At 36.9% G+C, this 20,956-nt stretch carries 17 protein-coding genes; all 17 read left to right on the top strand.

All coding sequences use genetic code 11. From position 1 onward, the window contains the following. Positions 1 to 30 precede the first annotated feature (30 nt). The 17 genes from J2S05_RS16210 (at position 31) to J2S05_RS16130 (ending at position 20,839) form a co-directional block, all read left to right on the top strand. The gene (locus J2S05_RS16210; RefSeq protein ID WP_306984615.1) at positions 31 to 687 is read left to right on the top strand and encodes an SIMPL domain-containing protein; all 657 of its coding nucleotides are present in this window, start codon (positions 31 to 33) and stop codon (positions 685 to 687) included. Positions 688 to 1,033: 346 nt separating this feature from the next. Continuing rightward, positions 1,034 to 1,327 carry a WXG100 family type VII secretion target gene (locus J2S05_RS16205; protein ID WP_306984613.1) on the top strand — a complete coding sequence of 98 codons (294 nt, stop codon included), beginning with the start codon at positions 1,034 to 1,036 and terminating at the stop codon, positions 1,325 to 1,327. Between the two features lie 86 nt (positions 1,328 to 1,413). Continuing rightward, a complete protein-coding gene (locus J2S05_RS16200; protein WP_306984611.1) occupies positions 1,414 to 1,653 on the top strand; it encodes an EsaB/YukD family protein in 240 nt (79 codons plus the stop codon). A 35-nt stretch (positions 1,654 to 1,688) separates the two neighbouring features. After that, positions 1,689 to 3,011 (top strand): type VII secretion protein EssB, encoded by a 1,323-nt coding sequence (gene essB, locus J2S05_RS16195; protein ID WP_306984610.1) that lies wholly within the window; start codon positions 1,689 to 1,691, stop codon positions 3,009 to 3,011. A 35-nt stretch (positions 3,012 to 3,046) separates the two neighbouring features. Further along, positions 3,047 to 7,492, top strand: coding sequence for a type VII secretion protein EssC (gene essC, locus J2S05_RS16190; protein ID WP_306984609.1), 4,446 nt, complete (start codon positions 3,047 to 3,049; stop codon positions 7,490 to 7,492). Between the two features lie 15 nt (positions 7,493 to 7,507). Next, positions 7,508 to 10,723: a type VII secretion protein EsaA gene (gene esaA, locus J2S05_RS16185; protein ID WP_306984608.1), complete on the top strand. Its 3,216-nt coding sequence runs from the start codon at positions 7,508 to 7,510 to the stop codon at positions 10,721 to 10,723. Beyond that, positions 10,713 to 11,183 (top strand): type VII secretion protein EssA, encoded by a 471-nt coding sequence (gene essA / locus J2S05_RS16180; protein ID WP_306984606.1) that lies wholly within the window; start codon positions 10,713 to 10,715, stop codon positions 11,181 to 11,183. Before esaA ends, essA begins: the two co-directional genes overlap by 11 nt. A 104-nt stretch (positions 11,184 to 11,287) precedes the next feature. Further along, complete coding sequence (yidA, locus tag J2S05_RS16175; RefSeq protein WP_306984604.1) at positions 11,288 to 12,112, top strand: sugar-phosphatase; 825 nt, start codon at positions 11,288 to 11,290, stop codon at positions 12,110 to 12,112. A 113-nt stretch (positions 12,113 to 12,225) separates the two neighbouring features. After that, entirely contained in the window at positions 12,226 to 12,432 is a 207-nt protein-coding gene (locus J2S05_RS16170; RefSeq protein ID WP_306984602.1) for a hypothetical protein, read from the top strand. Next, positions 12,429 to 12,821 (top strand): VOC family protein, encoded by a 393-nt coding sequence (locus J2S05_RS16165; protein ID WP_306984600.1) that lies wholly within the window; start codon positions 12,429 to 12,431, stop codon positions 12,819 to 12,821. The genes J2S05_RS16170 and J2S05_RS16165 overlap by 4 nt, the downstream gene beginning before the upstream one ends. A 90-nt stretch (positions 12,822 to 12,911) precedes the next feature. Next, a complete protein-coding gene (locus J2S05_RS16160) occupies positions 12,912 to 13,259 on the top strand; it encodes a hypothetical protein (protein WP_306984598.1) in 348 nt (115 codons plus the stop codon). Between the two features lie 284 nt (positions 13,260 to 13,543). Beyond that, positions 13,544 to 14,797, top strand: coding sequence for a Glu/Leu/Phe/Val family dehydrogenase (locus tag J2S05_RS16155; RefSeq protein WP_306984596.1), 1,254 nt, complete (start codon positions 13,544 to 13,546; stop codon positions 14,795 to 14,797). A 96-nt stretch (positions 14,798 to 14,893) separates the two neighbouring features. Beyond that, positions 14,894 to 15,538: an SDR family oxidoreductase gene (locus J2S05_RS16150; RefSeq protein WP_306984595.1), complete on the top strand. Its 645-nt coding sequence runs from the start codon at positions 14,894 to 14,896 to the stop codon at positions 15,536 to 15,538. Between the two features lie 233 nt (positions 15,539 to 15,771). After that, complete coding sequence (locus J2S05_RS16145) at positions 15,772 to 15,897, top strand: hypothetical protein (protein WP_306984593.1); 126 nt, start codon at positions 15,772 to 15,774, stop codon at positions 15,895 to 15,897. Positions 15,898 to 16,065: 168 nt separating this feature from the next. After that, positions 16,066 to 16,872 (top strand): 5'/3'-nucleotidase SurE, encoded by an 807-nt coding sequence (gene surE / locus J2S05_RS16140; RefSeq protein WP_306984591.1) that lies wholly within the window; start codon positions 16,066 to 16,068, stop codon positions 16,870 to 16,872. 51 nt (positions 16,873 to 16,923) lie between these two features. Then, positions 16,924 to 19,704 carry a DUF2252 family protein gene (locus J2S05_RS16135; RefSeq protein ID WP_306984590.1) on the top strand — a complete coding sequence of 927 codons (2,781 nt, stop codon included), beginning with the start codon at positions 16,924 to 16,926 and terminating at the stop codon, positions 19,702 to 19,704. Positions 19,705 to 20,002: 298 nt separating this feature from the next. Beyond that, entirely contained in the window at positions 20,003 to 20,839 is an 837-nt protein-coding gene (locus tag J2S05_RS16130; protein WP_306984588.1) for a carbonic anhydrase, read from the top strand. Positions 20,840 to 20,956 lie beyond the last annotated feature (117 nt).

The following is a 20,956-nucleotide window of genomic DNA, read 5'->3' as shown; positions in this document are numbered from 1 at the left end:
AAAGTAATACGTACATTTAGGAGGAAACATATGAACCTACAACCGTCCAATCGGACAAACAATCATCAGCAAGAAAATACCATCAAAGTGATGGGTGAAGGGGTCCTTTCTGCACAGCCTAATCAAGTGAAAATTACCATAGGTGTGAAAACAGAGAATCCATCAGTAAGTAAAGCCCAGACTGAGAATACACAAGCCATAAACAATATTATGTCTGCATTGATGCAAATGGGGGTCCCGCAACGCGCAATTCAGACCGTTGTCTATCAAATTGAGCCGCAATACGATTATGTGGATGGCACTCAAGTATTCCGCACATACCTCATTACCCATCTTTTACAGGTCGAACTAGATGATATTTCCATGGCAGGTGCAGTGATTGATCAAGCAGTTGAGAACGGGGCGAATTTTGTCTCATCTGTGCAGTTTTCACTTAAAGACGAATCATCATTACAAAATGAAGCACTAACGTTAGCAGTTCATAATGCTCGAGAAAAAGCTCAAGCGATTGCCAATTCCCTCTCTGTTCCAATGAAAAGTCTGCCGATCTGGATCAAGGAACTTAGTTATAACGATCCCGTTCGTTTTTATCAAGTTGCTGTTTATGGGGCATCATCAGACACATCTATTCAACCTGGATTAATCGAAATTCGTGCACAAATTGAAGCGCTATTTGAATTTGGATAACCTCCACTTATTAAGAGAATGATTGAAATCACTTCAATTAATAAGAGAAAGATAAACATTAAAAACTTTTAAAGAAAAATTTACCGAATTATGTTTTAAAATTGCTAAAAAGGGAATTGGATATCTGACAACAAGTTTCGTACTTATTGATTAAAAAAGGAAAATAAAAATGAGGTGGTAAAAAGAAACTATTTCCATAACTTATTTTTTATTGATATTCGTACTAAAGAACGAAAATTCAACCGTTCTTTTATACCATTTTTGGAAATTATCTTTTATTACATTGACTTGAAAATTATAACTGGTTTAGCATGGAATTGTACTAAAAAATAGGAGGCGTTTTAAAATGGCAGGAAATATTAAATTATCACCAGAAGAGTTAAGGCAGTTCGCGAATGACTATACTTCACGTAGTGGGGACGTTCACGAAATTGTTTCAAAATTAGATGTAATGATTGAACAGCTACAAGCAGCTTGGGAAGGTTCGTCTAGTACTGCATTTGCGAACCAATATAAAGATCTTAAGCCATCATTCACACAGATGGGAACGTTGTTAGAGGAAATCTCTGCACAGCTTGGAAGCGCAGCGACTACTCTTGAGAATACAGATAATGAAATTGCTGGGAAAATTGGTCACTAGACCAACCAATGTTCGTTTGATTAATCACAAAGAGGACGCGACAAATCCAAGGATTTTAGCGTCCTTTTTTTCGGGGGATGGGGTCTATGTATATAGTTCTAACGATTGATATGAGTCGATATGATAAGAAATCTTTTGATATTCGATTATCAGATCAATATACAGTTAAAGAATTGATTGATATTACCTGGCAAATGAATAAGATATCTGATCATCCTACTGAAGGACACTGGATAAAGATTGTAAACAAAAAAAAGGTATTGCCTCATTTTGTTACTCTATCTGAAAGCGGAGTAACAACAGGTGATCGTCTTAGAATTCTTTAATAGAAGGAATTTAGAGAGAAAGAAGGCGTCAACTAATGGAAGAAGAGAAGGTATCATATTTCGAGAAACAGCTTGATGCAACATTAGTTAAGAACGAGCATTCCTATACAATTACATTTCAAAAAACTCGTTTGAAGCTTCATGATCCCTTAGAGATTCATTTCCTAATTGATTCAGATTCTTTGATAGATAGGGACCTTGAAACAACAGAAGATACGATTGAAATAATAGTAAAGCCCAATGAAAGTTTACATGACTTTGCACTCATACATTCAAAGGATACTTACGCAAAATGGTTACTTATAGATCAACTTTTAAAAAAAGTACAACAACATTCTCTTACTCGCTTGAATTTATTTATATGTCCAGAAAACATTTTATTTGACGAAAGTTTTGAACCGTATTTTTTACATTACGGTGTGGCAGAAAGCCTACCACCTTACTACATAGATCAAGAATCTTCTTTTCAAGAATTAAAGGCAACCTTAGCTACAATTATAGACCCCAAATATACGTTCAAAGAATATCTTTCCTATAGTCAAACCCTCAGATTGACTGGACCTGCAAAAGAATTAATGGACTCAAAAAGTACAAATGAGATTCTTTTTATTACGCAAGAGGCTATTTCAACGATTGAAGCAGAGAGTAAAGAACAGGTTCACATTAAACGAAAAAATTGGTTAATCAATAGGTATCTATTGATCGGTTCGTTCGTAATATTAGTTCCATTGATGGCTCTAACTATCTATGGATATTGGTTTTTTATACCAGAAAAAAACGCTTATATAAAAAGTAGTGAGCATTATATAAACGCTGATTTTAGTTCCGTCATTAATGAATTAGAGTCTTATAAAGCAGAAAGAATGCCTTATGTTGTTCAATATGAATTGGCCAATGCGTACTTAGCAACAGAGAGTTTAACTGAGGAGCAACGTGAGAATCTACAAAGAACCATTACCTTACAATCCAATGAATCTGTTTTTCATTATTGGATTCATCTAGGTCGGGGGGAAAATGAGGAAGCCATTGAGATCGCTCGATCCATGGAATATGAGCTCGTGGTATTAGGTTTATTGAAGTATAAGGACGAAATAACGAATGATCAAAGTTTGAATTCAGAAGAACGAGAGCAGCTACTTAGTGAAACACAAAGTGAACTTGACTCATTTATAGATGAACGTGAGCAACAGAGAGAGCAAGAAGAAAGTGAAGAGCAGGATCAAGAAGCTGATGCAGAGGTCACTGAAGAACAACCTGACGATAATCAAGAAGAAGCAGAAGAACAAGAGAATAACGAAGAAAACAACGATGAAGAAGAGAACGAAGAAGAAGGCGATGAAGAAAATGATGAAGAGTAATCACACTCGACTCATTTTAATAGGGGGAACAGGGAATGAGTCAGCTTTGGATGATCACTCCAACGATGTATCAGAGTGTACCACTGGAGAGTTCAAATGGTGAACCTTTTTGGATTGGTACAGAGAAGAGTAATGCATTAACTACAAATTTCCCTCTAGATGATGGAGAATTAGAAATAAAGGTTCAACCTGAATCTAATGAATGCAGAGTCTATCAAAAAGGTAGAGAACTAACCGTGTTAATGCCTTATAAGTCATATACGCTCTCTCAAGAATCAGGAGATGTTGTTTTACTAATAACAGATGAGTCTGTGCAAAAAGACATTTTTTATGTTGGTGCAGAGAAAGAAATATCACTGTCTATGGATGGACAAGGTACATTTTATTGGGAAAAACCATTTGCATTACCTTTCCAGTCAGAGGGTGTCTCAATCATAAAACGCGAAAATAAATGGATTTTATTTCCTTATGAGGCGTCTTTTGTATTTATTAATGGACAGCGTATTTTCTCAAGGACAGAAATACATGTAGGTGATTTAATTTTTTGTCCAGCTATAACCTTTTGTTTTGTTGAAGAAGATCTTATGCAAGTGGTTAGTTATCAACAGTACACAACACATCTAAAAAAATCAGAAGTTCCTGCATCTGAAATGAAACGTAAATATCCGGAATACAGAAGGACACCCCGCATGCTTTATGATCTACCTGCTGAAAAGGTATCGTTCTCATTTCCATCACAAGAGGTAGATGATAACGGCAGAGCATTATGGATTATTATTGCGCCTCCTTTAGTCATGTTACTAGTCATGGGTTTTGTTGCGTTAGTTATACCAAGAGGACTTTATATTATTATTTCTTTGACAATGTTTATGACAACGTTGATTACGTCAACCGTTACATATTTTAAAGAAAAGAAAAAAAGAAAAATAAAGGAAGAAACCAGAGATCGCGTCTACAAACGATACTTAAAAGAAAAAAGGGAAGAGCTACAAGAATATGCAGAGAAGCAACGAGAAGTGCTTGATTATCATTACCCATCATACGAACAATTAAAATATTTAACGAAACATTTGAGTGGAAGGATTTGGGAGAAGTCACTAGAGAGTGAAGACTTTTTGCATTTTAGAATTGGTCATGCTGTTATTCCTTCTAGTTATACTATTTCAACGAATTCTTCTGATTTTTCAAATAGAGATATTGATGAATTACTTGAGAGATCTAGAGAGTTAACAGATGCCTATGAAAACATACCAAATGCACCTATTGAGATTAATTTTGCAGCTGGAATGATAGGGTTAATAGGGAAACAATCAATCGTAAGAAGAGAGATAAAACAAATACTCGGACAATTGGCCTTCTTCCATAGTTACCATGACGTCCGTTTTGTTGCTGTTTTCCCAGAGGATGAGTATGAAAATTGGCAATGGTTAAAGTGGCTTCCTCACTTTCAAATTCCAAATACGTTTGCGAAAGGCTTTATTTATAATGAGCAGACGCGGGATCAATTACTTTCTATTATATATGAGCTATTAAGAGAGAGGGAATTGAGAGAGGAAAAAAATGTTCTCTTTGTGCCTCATATTGTTTTTGTTGTTTCAAATCGGGCACTCATTTCTGAGCATCCTATTATGGAGTATCTTGAAAGTAAAGTGCACTCTATAGGCATATCCGTAATATTCGCTACCGAAGTTCAAGAGAATTTATCTGAACATATTCATACCTTAATAAAATATATTAACGAAACAGAAGGTGAAATCACAATTGAAGAAGGAAAAGCCGTTCACAGACCTTTTGATCTTGATACATATTCAGAACAAGGTAATGAGGAATTTGCTCGTCTTCTCTACTCATTAGATCACCAAGTCGGTATGAGTCACTCTATCCCAGATATGGTTGGTTTCATGGAGTTATTAAAAGCTGAAACAGTAGAGGATTTGGATATTGTAGGAAAGTGGAGTACAAATCAGTCTTCTAAATCGTTAGCAGTGCCGATTGGATTAAAAGGTCCTGAGGATGAGGTATTTTTGAACCTTCATGAAAAGGCACATGGACCTCACGGGTTATTAGCAGGAACAACCGGGTCTGGTAAGAGTGAGTTTTTACAGACATTTATTTTGTCTTTGTCTGTCTATTATCATCCTCATGAAGTTGCTTTTCTGCTTATTGATTATAAGGGTGGAGGAATGGCTTTACCGTTTAAAGATATGCCCCATCTGCTTGGAACGATTACAAATATAAGTGAGAGCAGGAATTTTAGTGAGCGGGCTTTAGCCTCAATAAAAGCAGAATTAAAACGACGTCAATCGTTATTTGATACGTATGAAGTGAATCATATTAACGGTTATACAGATCTATACAAAGCTAACGAAGCAAGTGAACCATTGCCACATTTATTTATTATTTCAGATGAATTCGCTGAATTGAAAAATGAGGAACCTGAATTTATTAAAGAGTTAGTTAGTGCAGCAAGGATTGGCAGAAGTTTGGGCGTCCATCTAATTCTAGCTACTCAAAAGCCTGGTGGCATTATTGATGACCAGATTTGGAGTAATTCGAGGTTCAAAGTGGCATTAAAGGTGTCAGATGCAACGGACAGTAAGGAAATTCTCAAAAATAGTGATGCAGCGGGAATAACTGTGACAGGTAGGGGTTACCTGAAAGTAGGAAATAATGAAGTCTATGAATTGTTCCAATCTGCCTGGAGTGGTGCGCCTTATTTAAAGCAGACATATGAAGGGGAAGAAGAGATTTCGATTGTAACCGATTTGGGCTTAGTACAAGTATCTGATGTTAAGACCCATGATGACTCATCTACAAAAGAAGTTAAAACAGAGATTGAAGCTGTTGTTGAGGAAATTATTAAAGTACAAAATCAACTTAAAATTGAAAAAGCAGCAAGTCCTTGGTTACCTCCTTTAGGTGAACATCTTAATATAGAAACTCCTATGTTGAATTCGAATGAATTTATTATTGGTTTAAGAGATGAACCAGAGAAGCAACTTCAAGAACCCTTTACGTATGAATGGGTGAAAGACGGGAATATTGGAATTTTTGGAGCAGCTGGTTTCGGAAAGTCAATGACAGTGTTACGTCTATTGCTAAGTTTCTCAGAAGAATATGCGCCAAATGAAGCTCAATTCTACATTTTTGATTTTGGAAATGGGTCTATGCTTCCATTGAAAAATATTCCACATACTGGGGATTATTTTAAATATGACGAAGAACGTAAAATTGAGAAATTTGTTGATTTTCTAAAGAAAGAGATGGAGAGAAGAAAGAATTTATTTACAGAATACGAAGCAAATACGATTGAAATGTTTAATAATATCTCCGAAGAGAAGATGCCGGTCATCTTTATTGCTTTTGATAATTTTGATTTGGTTAGAGAGGAATTTGCAGATTTAGAATCGCATTTCACACAGTTTGCTCGAGATGGACAGGCCCTTGGAATATTTACAATTTTGACTGCATCAAGAGGTACGGTTGTAAGGCAACCTCTCATGAACACGTTGAAGGTAAAAATTGTTCACTATCTACATGATAAAAATGAAGCAGTAGGGCTTGTTGGGCGATCAAAATACGAAATTGAACAAATACCTGGTAGAGCTCTTATATCAAAAGACAAGGTCTATTTAACTCAAATGTATCTTCCTGTACATGGGAGAGATGATTTGCAGATCTATGAAAACATTAGAAATAAAGTCGAGCAGTTAACATCTAAGTATCAAGGTATCCCTCAACCGGAATCAATTGCCATGCTGCCATCTAAGCTTACCTATCAGATGTTTAAACAATATCCAGCTGAGCAAAAAAGAAATCAATTCCCGGTGGGTCTAGATGAACACACAGTGAAACCAGTACAAGTTGATTTAGGTCAAAATCATCTTCTGATCTTTGGTCAAAGTAAAAAAGGAAAATCAAATGTGCTTAAAATTTTACTTGAAGGAATGCTTGAAGCAGAGTGTAGTGATATTACAATTTTTGATGGTCTTGATCGCAGCTTTTCCTCCTATGTAAAACGTGATGGTGTAAATTATATTGATACAAAAGAGGATATTTTGGAATGGTGCGATGTAACGGAATCTATACTACAAGAACGCGAAGAGCAATATATCGTTGATATCAGAGAAGGAAAAGTAAATCATGAGTTTGAAACGAAGTATCTTCTAATAGATAGCATGTCGAGGTTTATGCAGTCTATTGATAGCAAAATTCAAGAGAAAATGGCTTCTATGATGAAGAAATACAGTCATTTAGGCTTCTCTCTAGTTGTTTCAGGGAATTTCAATGAATTTTCAAAAGGATACGATTCACTTAGTTCTGAATTAAAGTTGATTAGACAGGCCATTATCTTGATGAGAAAACAAGATCAATCATTAATGTCACTCTCATACACAAGAAAAGAACAGGAGATCCAGCCTGGTTTTGGTTATATAGTTATCAACGGTCAAGAAATGAAAGTCCAAATTCCAAAGGTCTAACAGGGAGGTAAAGAAATGAAATCAAAAAAGTCAATTAAACTATTATTACTCATTGCTTTGATTCTAGTCGTTCCAATACTGTTTTTTAGTTTTATTGGCACACAACCAATGTTGGAGAGAGAACAAGCAACGGGCCAAATTGTTATTGTAAATGAAGATATTGGCGCAGACTATAATGATGCCGTCTACGAATTTGGATCAGATATCTCTACAATTATAGGAGAGGGTTCTGAATACGATTGGGTAAGTGCAAGTAGAAGTGCAGCCAACAATGGACTGCAGAATGGGCAATACGACGCGATTGTTTATCTCGATTCTTCACTTACTCGTAATGTTTTAACATTTAAGGAAGATGAACCAACTAGAGGATCAATCCAATATGAGGTTCAACCAAATTTAGAAGCCAAAAACCAGGAGAAGGTTCAAAAAGAACTGGAGTCTGCAAAGTCTAAGATAAATACTCAAGTAAGCAAACTCTATTGGCAGGTTGTGGCTGAAGAGGTGGCGGATGTCCGATCAAAATTTGATAACATTTTAGAGCGAGAACGGGACTTTCAAAATGCCATGTATTCTTTTTATACCCCTGTATCATCTAATTTAACAGATGAGATAAATAGACAAAGAGACGTATTAGATCAAGCCATTGATACAACGGAAGAAGCAAGGGATCAATCAAACAGTTCTATTAATGAAAGAGAAGGTCTAGATGAGGAGATTGATTCCTTTTTAAATGGAGTGTCTACCTATCGAGATTATCAACAAGATCAGACAGAGATTTTACTTTCAACGATACAAGCTAATCAGGAGATCGTGAATAATGGCATCTCAGACTATGAGGATAATGTGCAATCTGGTCTGCGGTCGGTCATAGAGATCCAGTCTCCGATCGAAGTGGATCAAGTAGATGAAGGAGATATTCTCTTAAAGATACTAGGGATCCAAAGAAGGTCTGAACAAAATCAACAAGTGATGGTAGATAGTTACCAGACTATTATGGATGTGTTAGCTCAAACGGGTGAAAATATTGATCAACTGTCAGATGAACAGAAACAAATATTAGTTACGTATAAAGATCAGACAGATTCACGAAAGTATGCGATACAGCAAGATAGGTTGCGCACGCAACGTTCTGTTATTGGAAAGTCCTCAGATGACGATTTGATCGATCCTCCTGAGATGACAGATGACTGGGATGATTGGGACGAGCCTGAACAAATGGATGATCGGTTAAAGGAATTAGAAAAAAATATAGAAAAATTAAAAGAACAAGTCTTGTTATTAGAGCCTAGAGAAGAAGAGCAACCAGAGGAAGAAGAGCAACCAGAGGAAGAAGAGCAACCAGGTGATTCTGAAGAAACAGAAGACCCAACCCCAGAGAATCCAGGGGATGAGGGTGGACAAGAGCCTCCTGGAGAAAGTGAGCCAAGTCCGAATCCAGAACCAAACGAACCAGGAGAAGAGAATCAAGAGGAACAAGATCAAGATGACCCTGCGACACCAAATGATCCAGAAGAAGAACCTGTCATTGAAGAGGAAGAGATAACAGAAGAAGAAAAAAGCGAAGAGGTAGCCATGGTGTTAACTACTTTGTTAAATATCTCTAATACAAATGACTCTACTCTCATAAACATTGAGTCTTCATCGGATGAAGAAGATTTAGATTATGAGAAACGTATGGAGAGATGGTTTCACACATTAGATCTTCTTGATGACCATTCAAGAATGCTTGAGGATGCAGAAAAACAATGGTCAGAGGAAAATGATGAGTATAGTCAATTGTGGTTTGAGTATAAAGTCTTACGTGACTGGGTAGAAGAACGTTTAGAAGAGTCACAGTTTGCTACAGAAGAAAGTATGGTTAGGCAAATTACTCAAAAAGAAAAGTCTTTGTTAGATAGTTCACTCTTAACATCGAATCAAAAAGATCGATTTTCGTCTATTTTTAATAGATCGATAAACAATCAAGATTCCACTGAATTAATGAGGTATTATGCAGAGCTCACTTCTTTCGAGAATATGCTGAAAGAAATAAACGGAGATAAAGATGATTTAATGAATGAGATTATTGAAAATCAGGATGGAATCCAGGCTGTATCAGATTCTATTATTCTCTTAAATAATCCTTTAGATGAGATTCCTGTTGTCCAAGATGACCTGGCTACTTCAGTTGAAGACGCAGAAGCTGCACAGGAAGAATTTAATCAATTTGTTGAACAAACAGAATCAATGATGCTAAATTATGAAGAATTTATGCAAGAAGAACAAGATCTTATTGCTCAAGAGCTTCAGCAACTTTCTGAGAGTAGTGAGGGTTTCACTAGTCAAATGAATGAAGAGATGGATGATGCTGAATTAGATGAAGCACCAGTAGAGGAATCAAGTGGTGAATTTCTTCTTTCTAATCAACAAAGTACATTAGGTGACCTACAACGAATCTCATCTATTGTTGATACGATTTTTGATCGTCAAGGAAATGTTATGTCGTACACAGATGAATTACAAGAAAGAGTTGGGTCTGTTCAAGATCAAGCTGATGCATTAAATAATGATTGGGCAGAAAATGTGGATACGACAGAACAAGTTCAAGATGATGTACATGATATCCTTCAAAACTCTATGGTGGATGGTCAGCATAACGATTACGTATACAGTTATCTAGCGAGCCCTGTACAAGTAAGCGGAGAGTCGCCAGGAGAACGAACGAGCATGACACCACCTATCGTGATGTTAGTCATTATTATGCTTAGTTCACTTCTAATTGGATTTCTGTTGCATCAGTACTCAGAAACCAAAATGGTGCTTAATGTGACGCTTTTACTTGTACTAAACCTAATTGTAGGTTTAATTATTGGTATCTATGGTTTAAATGTTTACTCAATGAGTGAGTCTCAATCTGTACAGTGGACGGTCTTTACTATTATGTTGCTACTAATGACTTCTTCACTGGTCAAATTAGGATTTCAGATTGGCGCATTTACCGGTTGGTTTGTTAGTCTTGCAACAGTATTGTTTTATATTAGTCCATTGTTAGACATGGCTATGCCAAATTTTAACGTGAACCATCCCGTAGCAGATCTATACATGTCGATTCAATATGGTTCATCAGGAAATTTCTATGGTGCAGTGATATTGATCGGTATTTTGGCTATCCTCTTTGCGAGTTTACCTTTTATTCTTAAGCAGATAAGAGGAAGTGAGGAGGCAAAGGGAGCGGAGCCAAATGAAGGCTAGATATGCTACGTTACTCTTATGTTTCTTTCTATTCGGACTAACCTTTCCAGTTAGTGCTGCTGATGAGCTGAATTATGAGAGAATAGAGCCAAATGAATACGTTCAAAAACAAATTGAATTACGGTTAAGTCGATACGCAGAAGAGAACACAAGAAGCGCAAGTTCCTTGCCAGAAGAACAACTGCTTTTAACATTTGAGCAGAAGGAACTGTCTGAGGAAGAGGATCTGAGAGCAGAATTATTTATCACGCCTCTTTCCGGGCAGGCTTCTTTAGAAAATGAAATAGAAAGGTATAAGTTATTTAGTCAAGAAATGAGTCGGAATTCAATGAGTGCATCACAAGCAAATGTTGAATCGTCCAATCTAAGTCTAAGTACACTTCTTATCTTTGTTGTCGTAGCTTTATTAATTGTATTATTTATTTGGCTTATCCCAAAAATCAACAATGAAACGAATTAAGTAGTGAATCAGCTCTCTAGTTTTATGACTAGAGGGCTTCTATGTTGTAACATGTTATACTTAAGGTAGAATACACAAGTTGGTTAGGAGAGAACGATTGATATATGTACAAACTAGTTGCAATTGATATTGATGGAACGTTATTAAATGATAAACATGAAGTAACAAATGAGGTCAAATCCGCACTTCATGCAGCAAAAAAAATGGGTGTAAAAATTGTTTTATGTACAGGAAGACCAATTGGTGGTGTCCAGCAGTACTTAGAAGAGCTAAATTTAACTGAAGATGGCGATTTTGTCATCGCATATAATGGTGCACTCGTTCAGAATGCACATACAAAAGAAGTGGTATCAGAACTAACGCTTGAGCACCAAGACCTTATGTCTGTGTTTGAGATAAGTAAAGAGTTAGACTGTCCAATGCATTACTTTGATTCGTCTAATTTGTATTCTCCAAATCGCCAAATTAGTGAATATACAGTGTTAGAGTCTTATCTTACTACTGTTCCTTTAAGTTATATGCCGGTTGAAGAGGCACCAAAAGATATTGTCATTCCAAAAATGATGTTTATCCATCAGCCTGAAAAATTAGATCAAGTCATTGCGAATATCCCAGAGAAAATGAAAGAAGAGTATATGCTCGTAAAAAGCGCTCCGTTTTTCTTAGAGATTTTAAATCCTAATGTAAGTAAAGGAAATGCAGTGAAATTACTTGCTGAAACATTAAATATTAAACAAGAGGAAATAATCGCGATTGGCGATAATGGAAATGATGTCACGATGGTTACATATGCCGGATGTGGCATTGCCATGGAAAATGCGATCCCTGAGTTAAAAGAAGTGGCGAATCACATCACAACATCAAATAACGAACACGGTGTGGCAGAAGCAATTAATCGATTTATCCTTCATCCTAATTCAGTTAGTTGAATTACTCAGAACAGCCCAATTGGGCTGTTCTTTTATTATTATCATTGTATACTTGACTTTACTTTATGTAAGTAAACATACTTTTAAGAAGGAAAGTGACTGGGGTTGTTAGTGTGAGAGGATCTGAATTTATTAATGCCATTCAAGTAACCTTATATCTTTTAACTGGGTTTGTTGGAGTGTATGTTCTGTTAACTATTAATGATCCTATAAGAGGTGGGAAGGGTATGTTGTTTCTCCTCGCTGTAATGGGATTTATCCTATTTTTATTAGCTAGGGTACAAAAAAAACTTCGTGTGAAAAAGGAGGATACAAAGTGAAAGGTTTAATCCATCATATCGAGATTTATGTGTCAGATCTAAAAATATCTAAAGAGTTCTGGGGATGGTTTTTACCTGAGCTTGGTTATCAACAATACCAGGAATGGAATGAAGGTCAAAGCTGGAAGCTAGGTGATACGTACTTAGTCTTTGTCCAGGTGGAAGAGAAATTTAGTAAAGCGGGTTATCATAGAAAACGAGTTGGGTTAAACCATCTTGCATTTTTCGGTGAATCGAAACTACATGTTGATGAATTGACGGAGCGTTTAAAAGAACGGGGGGTCAAAATACTTTATCAGGAAATGCATCCTTATGCAGGAGGAGAGCAGCATTATGCCGTTTATTTTGAGGATCCTGATCGTATGAAAGTAGAGTTAGTTGCTCCATAACTAAACGTTATAACTAAACGTTTCACAACTGAAAAAAAGGGTATCCACCTATAAATAAGAATAAGATCTGAGTTTAAAGGTGGGATAAATATGGATGAACAAGAAGTCGTTTATCTAGAGCAATGGAAAAATGAATTAGAAAAAGAACTCAGGTTGTATCACGAACAAAAAGTTGCGATTACAAATCAGATGGTTAGTTTGCGTGCTAAGAAGCAAATCATTGAACAGGTCTCAAATAACATGAACCAAATAGATGAAACGTTGAGTAAGGATGAGTTTGAACAACATTTTGAAATGCAGCAACTAGAAGATGAATTAGAAAGGCTTACCCTAGATCTGGATTATGTTACCTCTTCTAATCAAGCAAGTTCTGTCTACAATGAGCTAGTCATTCGTCAAATTGATGAAAAGCTGATGGAGTTAGAGCAATATGCTTAAGAAAAAATGATGAATCTAGTCATAATGAAAACAGTGTGAGCATATATATGTAGGGAGGACATCCACGGCCGAAAAGGGGAGAAGCAAATGAAACATATATTTTGCACGATTATTCATCCTTTATTTGTTAAGATGTTTGCAAAGGAAATTGATCAACATGAGTTGATTTTAAAAGACGATTAATCCATCCACAACGCGTTTAGCCAATTGAGGCTAAGGCGTTTTTTGTTTGTCTAGAAATGAAATAGGGAAAAGGCTTAGAAAAGAGAAATGGGGGAGCTACTATGCCTAAAGAAAAGCAACACACTGCATATGATCACGTGAGGGCTCAAATAAAAGAAGCAACAGATATTCTATCTACCGAACCAATCATTTCTGACATGCTGAATCATCCAAAACGAGTGGTTCAGGTAACATTTCCTGTTGAAATGGATGACGGGACATCAAGATTATTTGAAGGATATCGATCACAGCATTCTGATGCTCTTGGTCCATACAAAGGAGGGCTAAGATTTCATCCTGAGGTGGATATAGATGAAACAAAAGCTTTGTCCATGTGGATGTCGTTTAAATGTGCTCTGGTGCAAATTCCTCAAGGCGGTGGTAAGGGTGGAGTGGTCTGTGACACTAAAGAACTAAGTGAAAGAGAAGTCCGTCGTTTGAGTCGTGCATTTATGGAAGCGATTCAAGATGTTGTTGGTCCAAATCAAGATGTTATGGCACCGGATGTGAATACAGATGCATCGATTATGGGATATATGATGGATACATATTCTAAAAGTAAAGGTGAACTCGTGCCTGGTATCATCACAGGAAAGCCAACGATACTTGGTGGTTCTGAAGGCAGAAGTTCGGCAACGGCTCAGGGGGCAGTTTATATTATTGAGCGCTTTCTAAAGGATCAAGATAAAAAATTTGAAGATACTACTGTTGCTATACAAGGATTTGGCAATGGTGGTCAAATTGCAGCTAGACTTCTATATGACTTGGGATGCAAAGTCATTGCTATTAGTGATTCTAAGACAGCACTTTATCATCAAGAGGGTTTAGATATTCCAAAAGCACAGCAGGCCAAAGAAGACGGGGATTTGGCGTCTTACGGAGAATCAGAAGTTCTTAGTCAGACAGATGACTTACTCTATCTTAAGACTGACCTTTTTGTCCCTTCTGCATTAGATGGCGTCATCCACAAAGAAAACGCATCTGATATTCAAGCAAATATAATTGTTGAGCTGGCAAATGGACCGACTACACCAGAGGCTGAAAAAATATTACTTCAAAATAATAAGCTGGTAATACCAGATATTTTAGCTAACAGTGGCGGTGTTATTGTTTCATACCTGGAATCAGTTCAAAACCACATGAATTATTATTGGAGCGAAGAAGAGGTATTAGCTCAGTTAAAGGCGAGAATCCTTCATAGCTATGATCTGGTGATTCAACATGCGGAGGAATATAAGACAAGTTATCGAACAGCAGCAATGATTGCAGCGATTAATCGATTAGAAGAGGGAATAAAATCCAGAGGATGGACTTGATGTTTGTACAATGTTTTTACTGGGTATTCTTATAAGAGAAGGACATATTAAAAGATGTCATTTATAGCTTGAAATAGAAGGAAGGAATGAGTAACGATGAAAGTACTAGTAGTTGGAGCTAACGGACAAATTGGAAAACAAGTAGTCGAAAAGATACAAAAAGAAGGTAAACATACAGCAAAAGCAGTAGTACGTAAAGAAGAGCAACTGTCTTATTTTCAAGACTTAGGAGCTGAGACAGCCCTTGTTGATTTAGAGGGAAGTATTGAAGATATAGCATCAGCTGCAAAAGGATCAGATGCGATTGTATTTGCCGCAGGATCAGGTGGTCACACGGGTGCTGACAAAACCATTCTAATTGATTTAGACGGAGCGATCAAAACTGTGGAAGCCGCTAAACAGGCTGGAGTGAACCGATTTGTCATGGTTAGTGCGATTGGTGTACACAGACGTGAGAACTGGAGCAGCGAAATCCAGCATTACAGTGCAGCGAAGCATTATGCAGATGTATGGCTAGAAAACAGTGGGCTTGACTACACAATTCTTCGCCCAGGTGGTTTAACAAACGATGAAGGTAATGGCAAGATTGTTGCAGGTATTGATTTAGACCGTGGGTACATTCCTCGAGAAGATGTAGCCAACACAATTGTTGCAGCTCTTGATGAAAAATCAGTTATCCAAAAGAGCTTTGATTTGGTTTCTGGTGAATCTGACATCAAAGAAGCGCTGAAGAAATTATAAGAGAAAAACGAAATGGACATCCTATGATGCCCATTTCGTTTTTTTTTTTTGTAAGCTGATCTTATTGACCCAAAACATTAGAAAGAAACTACTTTTCGCAATATCATCTAAAAATCTCTAATTATCTCTCATAAATAATAAACTTTTTATAAAACAATATGAAACTAAGGTTAATTTTATGGAAAGTGTGGTATTTATTAAGTAATCAAAGAAAAGAGGTAAGGGGGGATACTTTGTTAATTGATCAAGATCTATTTCTTCAAACGGTGAAGGATTTTGAAGAAAAGCTTGGAAGAAGCCTTACAGAACAAGAAAAACAACTTCTATTCTCGGTTCTCCAGAAAGAATACGGTTCATAACACATAAATAGAACGGACAGCGGCCTTCCACAAAGAATGCCGTTTTTTAATGTGCATATGGACTTTACATAACTTTAATAAAATTAAGAAGGTAGATTCATATTTAATCAAAGTAATAGGAGTAGCATATAGAGTAAAGCTAATGCAGTGAGTAGGAGGAGAGTCATCTTGAAAATTCTTGTGACCAATGATGATGGCATTTTTAGTCCAGGTGTAGCGGCATTGGTTGAGGTACTCCAGCATTTCGGAGAACCAATTGTGGTTTGTCCAGATCAAAAGAAGAGTGGTGTTAGCCATTCGGTTACACTGCGTCAGCCACTGAAAGCTACTGTTGTAAAGGTTTTTGGAGAAAACGTAAAGTCTTGGGCTGTGAATGGAACACCAGCAGATTGTATTCGCCTTGGTTTAGATGTATTGCTTAATGAAAAACCAGATTTTGTGATATCCGGAATGAATGTTGGCGCTACAGTTGGCAGAGATATTTACTATTCAGGAACAATGGCCGCTGCGGTTGAGGCCTCTCTCTATCACGTACCTGGTATGGCAATCTCTGTAGATCGTTTATCAGCTGAAGATTTAAAATATCAGATGCCAAAAAATTTATTATATGGGTTACTAGAAAACTTACTAAATCAGAGATTACTAAAACACGTTTTCTTTAATATCAATCTTCCGTATATAGATAAAAAAGACTGCAAGGGTATCTATCCTGTTGCACCGGACTTCAGTGTAAGTCGCTACAAGTATGTAGAACTGAATGATCCAGATGGATGTGTTTATTACTGGGTTAAGGATCGTCTGAAGCAACCGCTTTTGTATCAAGAGGGTATGGATTTTGCCAAATTAAAAGAAGGCTACATAACGATATCACCACTGGAGGGGAAACTCTCTCAACGTAAACAACTTAAAAAACTCGAAAAATGGTTTCCAATAAACGCAGGTTCAATTGATCAGAAGGAGAGAAAACAATCATGAAGCAAGTTCTGTTGCACTTTAACTATGTACGATCAGGAGGGGAAAAATAGAATGAAGGTAAACAGGTTAACCGTGTTTCACTTAGCAGTTCTTGGAGGCTTAACGGTGTTTTCTCCATCGATTGCAGGAGCGGAACAACTAGAAGACTCGAAAGAAACTTATGAAGAGATGGCAACAACGGAAGTCGAAGAGGTCCATATCCAGGATGAGTCATTAAAAGAAGTTCTGATTGAGAATGTTAAGTTAAATGGATTTGATCAGCTAACAAAAGAGTCTTTAGAAGGTTTGACAGAAATTGAAGGCGCAGATGGCAGGAATATTAAAGACTTATCAGGTTTAGAGTTCGCTATAAATTTAGAGAAGATTGATTTGAGTAATAATCAAATTCAAGATCTTTCCCCCTTAAAAAGACTAACAGAAGTAAAAGATCTGAAGTTAGAATCTAATCAAATTACAAATATAGAAAGTCTATCAACGTTTATTCAATTGACTAAACTTAATCTTAGAACGAATAGTGTTAAGGATCTGAGCCCATTAAGTGATCTAATCCATTTAGAGAAACTGGATGTGCGGGAAAATGGCTTATCTTCTATTGATGTGGTGTCTAATTTAAAGGCACTAAAAGAGCTTAATCTTAGAGAGAACGCAGTTACTAACCTTGAACCAATTAGTGGTTTAACAGAGCTTATTGAACTAAATATACATACAAATCAAATCTCAGACATTACTCCATTAACAAACTTAACAAAGCTTGAGGTCATCACCATGCGCCGTAATCAGATTTCTGATATCTCTGTCCTTGCAAATCTGCCCTTATTAAAGGATCTCAATTTGAGAGATAATCAGATTACGTCTATTGAAGCCTTGGCAAATCATCAATTTCTAACAGTTCGTTTAAATCTGCGTGATAATCCAGGGTTAATAGATCTTTCTCCTGTAGCCTCTTATTATGATCAGATTGAGGATGTTGACTTTGTCATTCCAAAGGATGATTCAAAGGATCTTTCGGATCTCGATTTGTTAGATGGAGAAGAACGTTCGAACACATTGACCAAACGTTTAATCGAGAATAATCGATATATTCAGGACAGAGATGTTCGAAATACCAAATTTAGTTTGCTTCAAGCAAGCCCGTTTTCATTTTATCGAGGAACGGCCCATTTGTTTTTTGAAGATGCAGCAAATGATGGTTTAATTGTACCTAATGAATGGTCAGCACCTCCATCTTTACATACGTGGATTACCGGTGATCTACATAATGAGAATATTGGTTTTTATGGAAATGGAAAAAACGAAGCGATTTTTGATTTTAATGACTTTGATGAAGTGGCCGTGGCGCCTTATTACTATGATTTATTAAGATTTGGAACAAGTCTCTATCTATTAAATGACGTAGCGCCAGCCTTACAATTTGATCATGAAAATATGAGAGAAGCACTAGTGTCATACAGTACGTATTATAAAGAAGCGTTAGAAGAAGTGAACAGTCAACAAATACAAGTAGATGATTTTCGATTCACAAGTGATCAGCTCTCTGGATATGTAGGAGAAACGGCAGCTGATATTGCTTCGATTGATCGATTCTCTGAGTTAGGAAGATGGACAAAAATTGTAGATGGCGAGAGATTACTTGATCCTTCAAATGCAAGGCTCGCAGAATTGGACGAAACGCAAAAAGAAGAGATCAAAAGTCATTGGCAGACGTATGTAAGTGGGATTAATGAAAGCATTCTTTCGGATGTTGGAGCAGAGTATTTTGAAGTGAAAGATATTGCTAGGAGAACAGATGCAGGACTTGGAAGTCTTGGGACAGAACGATACTACGTGTTAATTGAAGGAGCAACATCAGGACAACAGGATGATATTATTTTGGATGTGAAAACACAGCTACCTTCAGCCGTTGATAGAGCGGGAATGGGACAAACACCTTCTTACGCCACACATGCTGATCGAACAATGGCAGGAATGTCTGCATTACACAACTATCCAGACATTCATTGGGGAAGTTTGCAAATAGACAACCAATCCTTTTTAGTAAAAGAGCGTTCGGCATATAAGGACGAGTTTGACCAATCTTCATTTAGTAATCGTGAAGATTTTGACTCCTTTCTTTTTTATAGTGCTAAGGCATCTGCCTATGCACATGTAAGAGCAGCCAACTCACTTGGTCATTCTGAGTTTGCACAGCAGGCGTACACATTAATGGATCGAGATACATTTGATCAAGAGTTTGCCGATCTTTCTTTGCACTATTACGGTCAGACGTTAAAAGACCATGAAATCTATGCTCAGCTTTATAGTAATGGAGCTTTTTCTGATCAAGCATTCGAGCCAATTGAGGACAAACCAGAAGAAGAAGACCCAACTGATCAGCCAGGAGACAAACCAGAAGAAGAGGACCCAACTGATCAGCCAGGAGATAAACCAGAAGAAGAGGAACCAATTGATCAGCCAGGAGACAAACCAGAAGAAGAGGACCCAACTGACCAGCCAGGAGATAAACCAGAAGAAGAGGATCCAACTGATCAGCCAGGAGACAAACCAAAAGAAGAGAATCCAACTGATCAAATAGGGGACAACAAACAAAATGATGATTCAGATCAAACGGAGCCAAAAAAGGAACCAATCGATGTCAATAAGCAACCAGCTCCGACACCTACAAAGGCTCAAGATAAGGACGGAAATGGTCAGACTCCATCTAAAATGGGGGGATTAATGCCAGAAACAGCTACACAGATGTTTGGTTATCTAGCAGTAGGCTTAGCACTCGTTTCGCTAGGTGTCATTGTCTATATCATTCAACGAAAAAGGCGAGCAAACTCGATAGATTAATTAATCTAAACCGCCAAATATTTAATTTTGGCGGTTTTTCTGTTTATCAACAAATTCTGAGATCTGTTGAATGCTTGTAATAATATAATGTTATAAACAAGATAATTTACTTAATTAATTTTGAACAATACAAAGATGGACTTAAGCCTTTCACAACAGTATATTTCTAATAATCAACGTAATGGAGTTTTGCAGTTATATTACGAATTAGTCATTTGGGTTTTTTTTTATTAGATTTTCATGTATGATGTCTAAAGAACAAAAATGGCGCTTTCTGCAAATAGGAAGGATGAAAAGATTGCAACATACAAAACGAGTTTGCCTATTGTCTATTGTAACGTTTCTCATAGCAGGCTTAGGTTTTAGTAACCCTGCGTTCGCTGAAGGCTCCGAGAATGAGACCTTTTTCTACAAAGAACAAACACTACTTACCCCTATCGAGGCAGAGTGGAATTATGAAGGAAATAAAGGACCTGACTACTGGGAGTCCTTAAGTTCTGAATATAAAGCGTGTGGTCAAGGAACACAACAGTCACCAATTGACGTTGATACTAAGTCTAATCCTTCTATTAAAGAAGCTGAATTAGAACTTGATTTTGATTATAGTGAAACGATTTATTCTGTAGAAGACAACGATGAGATTTTCCAAGCTAATTCATTTGATGTAGATAATAATATTCTAACTATTAATGAAGAAGAGTATAAATTAAATCAGATTGCCCTACATACACCAAGTGAACACACAATTGATGGGGAAGAATTCCCGTTAGAGATCCAACTTGTTCATGAAAATGATGAAGAGGAACAACTCATCATTAGTGTCCTTGTAGAAGAAGGCAAAGAGGATAAGGTACTTAAGGATGTTTGGATGGCTCTTCCGAAAGCTGATGGAGTAGCAAATCGTGCGGTTGATTTTGATGCAACGGAACTTATTCCAGAGCAGGATAGCCTATTTACTTACGAAGGTTCATTAACGGTTCCACCATGTACAGAAAATGTTACTTGGTTGGTATCCGACGAACCAATTAGTTTGTCTGATGAACAAATTCAAGCAGTGCAAAAGGTTTCTTCAGAGAATAATCGTCCTACCCAAGATCTAGGCGATCGTCAGATTCATAAGGTATTACCACAATAATAACAAAGCAACAAACAATGTGAGGCTTCATATTGTTTGTTGCTTTTTTTTGTCCTGGAGAGGATGAGTGCGCTATACTGAGGGAGAAGCAAAACGATCAGAATAGTTCTACAAATA

It is taken from the genome of Alkalicoccobacillus murimartini (assembly GCF_030813245.1).
Taxonomy (GTDB): Bacteria; Bacillota; Bacilli; order Bacillales; family Bacillaceae_D; genus Alkalicoccobacillus; species Alkalicoccobacillus murimartini.
This window is presented reverse-complemented; position numbering and strand designations above follow the sequence as displayed.